This is a genomic window from Pseudomonadales bacterium, from assembly GCA_013215025.1.
Lineage (GTDB): Bacteria > Pseudomonadota > Gammaproteobacteria > Pseudomonadales > DT-91 > DT-91.
Genome location: JABSRR010000197.1, coordinates 1 through 4,762 on the forward strand (window position 1 = coordinate 1; position 4,762 = coordinate 4,762).

5 protein-coding genes are annotated in these 4,762 nt (G+C 43.9%); 1 reads left to right on the plus strand and 4 read right to left on the minus strand.

Annotated elements, in window-relative coordinates:
* The first annotated feature begins 69 nt into the window (after positions 1 to 69).
* Positions 70 to 396 (plus strand): hypothetical protein, encoded by a 327-nt coding sequence (locus HRU21_11575; GenBank protein NRA42928.1) that lies wholly within the window; start codon positions 70 to 72, stop codon positions 394 to 396.
* Here the strand turns inward: HRU21_11575 and HRU21_11580 are convergent.
* The 4 genes from HRU21_11580 to HRU21_11595 all read right to left on the minus strand — a co-directional run.
* On the minus strand, positions 393 to 1,067 hold the full coding sequence (locus HRU21_11580; protein NRA42929.1) for a hypothetical protein: 675 nt from the start codon (positions 1,065 to 1,067) through the stop codon (positions 393 to 395). The two genes, HRU21_11575 and HRU21_11580, sit on opposite strands and share 4 nt — an antisense overlap.
* Before the next feature lie 56 nt (positions 1,068 to 1,123).
* Positions 1,124 to 3,562: an exostosin family protein gene (locus tag HRU21_11585; protein NRA42930.1), complete on the minus strand. Its 2,439-nt coding sequence runs from the start codon at positions 3,560 to 3,562 to the stop codon at positions 1,124 to 1,126.
* Complete coding sequence (locus tag HRU21_11590; protein NRA42931.1) at positions 3,559 to 4,485, minus strand: sulfotransferase; 927 nt, start codon at positions 4,483 to 4,485, stop codon at positions 3,559 to 3,561. Before HRU21_11590 ends, HRU21_11585 begins: the two co-directional genes overlap by 4 nt.
* Positions 4,486 to 4,500: 15 nt before the next feature.
* Positions 4,501 to 4,762, minus strand: a 262-nt coding sequence (locus HRU21_11595) for an acyltransferase (protein ID NRA42932.1), incomplete at its 5' end; no start/stop codon positions are given.

A 4,762-nucleotide genomic window follows, 5' to 3' on the forward strand; every position in this document is an offset into this window, starting at 1 on the left:
AGGCTGGTATCGCTCTACGAACACATTCATTGTAACAATAACAACCCACCTGCTTTTAACGACTGGCTCATGTCGATTAAGCCTTATGGTTCTGGTGGTGGTGGCGAAGAAACTGCTCGCTGGCAGCGCTATGGTGCCTATTCGATAGAACATTTCATCAAGGATAGTGACGGTAATATTTTGGTAGATAAAGTGCTTCGCTTGGAGGACATCAATCATGAATTTATCCCTTTTCTGCAAGCCCTAAAATTACCGGTTGAGCAAAACGCGTACATTATCCACAGAAATTCCCGTGAGGGAGAAAAAAACTACCGCGAGTATTACAGTAAACGCAGTGCCGATTATATTGCTGATATCTATCGCTACGATATCATTAACTATGGTTATCAATTTTAAAGCCCAAGTCTAAAACTTGCCTTGCCGGAAACCATATTAGCTTGTTCAAAAAACCATGCCCAACGCGAACCCTGAAATGCCTCCCGTAATTCATCAAAATTACTGATGTCTTGATCCATACGACTGATGCTGTTTTTTTGTGTATGAGGTTTCAGGGGTGATATCGGCACATCTAAAAAGAGTTGCAGCCGATACATCGTGGCTTGATAGTCATGACAAAGGTCTTCGTAACTGACGCGAATGGTTTCATGGTCAGAAAAACGCTCTTCAAAGGCGGCTACCTCCGCCTCATGACGGGTAAACTCCTGCTTGAGCTCTTGCACTGTAAACACTCTCGGTTTTAACGGGATATTGCGGTTTTTATCGCGCATTTTACAGTAAGACAAATAGCGCCGAAGCAAATTATGCCGCGTTAAGCGAATCACTTTCAAAGCCTTATCCGCCTCAAATGTTGACCATAGATCTGGCCAATTGCCAAAGCTTGCGCCGCTGCGGTGCAAAATAAAACCTACCGCCTGTGTCAAGGGTTTATAGTCACAGAACAAATGGTTATCAATAATTTCTTGTGCTGGAGTGTTCTTATTAAAAGGCTCATTGTTTAAAAAGTCCGGATTAAAAATCTCAGATTTTGTCTCGATAGTTGAATGCCCATTGAGCGATGTTCGAAGCATATGTGTACCAGAGCGAGGTGAACTTAGAATCATAAAGCGGGTATAGTTTTTCATCGTTAGCCCGTATACATGACGAATTGACTAGGGTTAAGAAACAGTCGATCAAAGCCTTGTGCACGCAGGCTATAGTGAAAGCATACATGTTCGCAGCTATCACCCTGATAACGAACGCCTGAAACAAACGCCGGCATTGCGTACAGCGCAAGACCACCAAAACAAGACCACATAGGCAATGCTGCTTCACCACGGTGATACACTTTTTGGTTTGCGTTTGCGGGACGTTGCTTAAGTGCATCACCGGGATAGCGTAAGGCAAATGAATCAAAGAAAACCGGACGATCTCCAGGCACATCGTATTCAGGAACCAGTACACCATTACTGCCGACAACATGCCAATTATCTATTGCAAAACTGCTGGCAATTCCGTCAATGCTAAAGCCTCTAGGATTATCCACATCCACTACTGCAACAACATCAAAATCAGCAAAATGCTGTTGCACATAGTCAACATAATGATTTCGGCAATCTGCCAAATCTTGTGTCCTGGCACAGTCATCGACTTGCCCCCATTTTTTTCGACCCAAGGTTTGAGAGATAATAACAACCCGACTGTTGCTCTGCTGCCAGGCGTTTAAAACGGTTAAGGTATGGTCTGACGAATCATTCTCATAAATAACGACTCGATAATCCAGAAACTTAGCTGTCAATATATTTATCCGATGGATAAAGATCGGCAGAACCTCTGCTGCATCTCTAGCGATGGCGCATATCACAACTCGCTGCAGCGCCATGTTTTGATAACCTATATGCAGCTGTTGTTGATAGCGCTGCTCACTTTCAAGATTCTCACAGACAAACCAATGCTCTGGAAAATCCAGACCCCACAACTGATCAGTGCTTGGCCTTGCAGCTCTTTCCGTCTCAAGCAAGGTTTGCGCTTTATCCTTGTTATAGTCAGCCGCCCACTTTTCATTGCCGTCAAAAAGACCAAGCACATCTTGCTCTTGTGCCAGCCCCAACTCATTCAGCAAAAAGTCGCGCGCATGTGAGTAGTTTACTAAGGATTCGTAATTTACAAGAGTGTATGCCACATTAGCGCATCGAATATGCGCAAAAATATGTTGATAGGCCAGTGCAATCTGCTGTAAGCCTTGTGAAGCGTCGGAGATGTGCCCCCATTTTAACTGCGACTGCAGTGTTGCGTATTTATCACGACTGACAACCACAACCGATACGGTATAGTCGCGCGCTTCTAATGAAGCGACCATCTCAGCGATATTGGGCAAGTTTTGCAAATGCGGCACGCTGCGTCGCCAAACAATAGGACTCTGATCTTGTGGCATAGATAGGTCCCAAGGCTGCACATCATCATAAGCTAATGTTTCAGCCTCACTGCCTTGCTGCCAATCAGCATGATCACCGGAATGCCCATAACAGCCTGCCTGACAAAGTAGGTCTGTTACAAAATGATTGCCGCTAGACTCAGGCCCTACAACTAAATAGGCACGCTTTCTGGCAGGGCATGCTCGTTTGATTTTCCGCCACCAATAATCTGCATAAAGAAATTCAGGATTTTCAAACTTGTTACTCAAGCTTTCCCACCATTGTTCTAATGATGACTCGTTGATATCACTGAGACGATCAATTACGACTACCGGCAAACCCTCAAATGCCTCGGCGTATGGGCCACTGAAAATAATCGGTATAGACTTTAGTATTAATGCTTCAAAAATACGGCTTGTGTCATAGCTATCACCCCAAGGAGCTAAGACAAAACGATGCTGAGCCATTTTTTTTCTATAGTCACTATAAGTCAGCGTGTCGTAACGTTGAAATAATGTGTCTTGGGTATCAATCCAGTGAGCAATTTCTTCGCGATCATTGCGCGTAAGATGTAACGTTCGTTTAGTTGACCAAGCAGCCAGCACAGTGCGTTTCTTTTTAGACATCTGCACCCGACTCATCAAACCCTGAAGATGATAACCGTTATTGGCTTTCACCAAGTCATAGGGGTCAATCCCAATTGGCATTGCCTGTAAACGCGGGTCAGGAATATTTTTCTGCTCACAGAAAATCTTAGCAATCATAGGGTGATCGGCTAAGGTAAGCAGATCAACCTGGCAATGAGATACAGGCAGATCTACATTACCAATATAAAGCACAACAGGGAGTTCCAGTTGAGCTAAAAGCTCAGCAACGAATTGACGCATCAAATGCAGGTTTACAAAAACCGTTCTAGGAGATTCTCTTTGCTTGGTCAACACATAACGGGGCTGCTGGTTAAACCTTGCTTGTAAACCGACATCGAAAATCCAATCAAAGCGCGATAACCAGGGGCTTCTAAGTTGCCGTAAGCCTTTTTTAATTGATGCTTGTTTTTGATTGGCATGACGGGTGTTATGAAACAAATCAAGCTGAGCATCAAAATCAGCAATGGCATAGCTCTTACTGACTTCAAGGTATGTGATGGGCTCATAATCTTTATCAGTGATCATATTAGGCGAGCCTCATTGGATACGTTTTTTTGCCGCAATGATAATTTTTTCTCAAACGCAGGCCATAAAGAGATCGCCCGACCCTGTTGATGCAAGAACTGTAAACAATCCTCGGCAAATGCTTCACCCAGAATTGCCCAAGGGTCGTCGGGCCATATAATCGGCTCTTTGCCAAAAGGCACACGCCAACCGTTACGTCGCCAAATTCTCTGTCGCTCATGAAACGGCAAATGCCGCAGCGTAAAACCATTTTCTCCCTTATGCCGACGTTGCTTTAAAGTTCGAAATAATGCCGTATCGCGATATTTTGTGGCCCCATGATTTTTGATCAAACCCAGATCATCTGGCACATAACCGTCGTCAACTCCTAAAAATCGACAGAGCTTCTGCAACGCTTGTTGAGTATTTTGCTTGAGCTCCTCCAAAAAAAGGACATGAATATTTTCTCTTGGCAGGTATTGACGATAATTATTATAACGCTGAAGATAAAGCGTATCATGAATCATATTGGGAAACTTTCGTAAAGCCTCTGCTAAACTAAATGGGCAGCTTATACCTAGCAAATAACCGCTGCTGTGATGTTCTCTAAATTGAGATTCAATACGATGGATGGGGTCTCTAGCAATAAACACCACTTTAATATCGGGGTAATGTTGCATAATCCTCTGACGAGAGAGTACCTCAAACTCGGCCTCAGAATAACGCACGCTAGCCTCCCCTCTAAGCGCTCCTTCGGGGGCATGCTCAAAAAGACGTTGGTACCAAGGCCAGCGATTATGATAATTTTCGTCACAAAAAAAGCGCGGCTCTTTCACTCTTGACATATATATTTCAGGGTGATCAGCCAACAGCGCATGTAAGGTGGTTGTGCCACATTTAGCAAACCCTAAGATAATGAAATCTAACGTTGGCTTTTTGCTCATAGCTTTAAGAACCAATCAATCCCAATACTCAGATGGCAATTGTTGAAACGCTTCTTTCGTCCAGGTGATATTCTCTCGAATGATTACTGCGGGTTGCCCTCCGGCATTGCAGTTTTCAGGAATGCTGCTGGTAACCCTCGAATCTGAATCTATGACTGAACCGTGACCAATACTACAACCTTTAAACACCTTTACTGCATGCCCTAAACAAACATGATTGCCAATATTGATGTCTTGTGCTGGGTTGATACGCTGCTTTGTTTTTCGGTCAAACAAC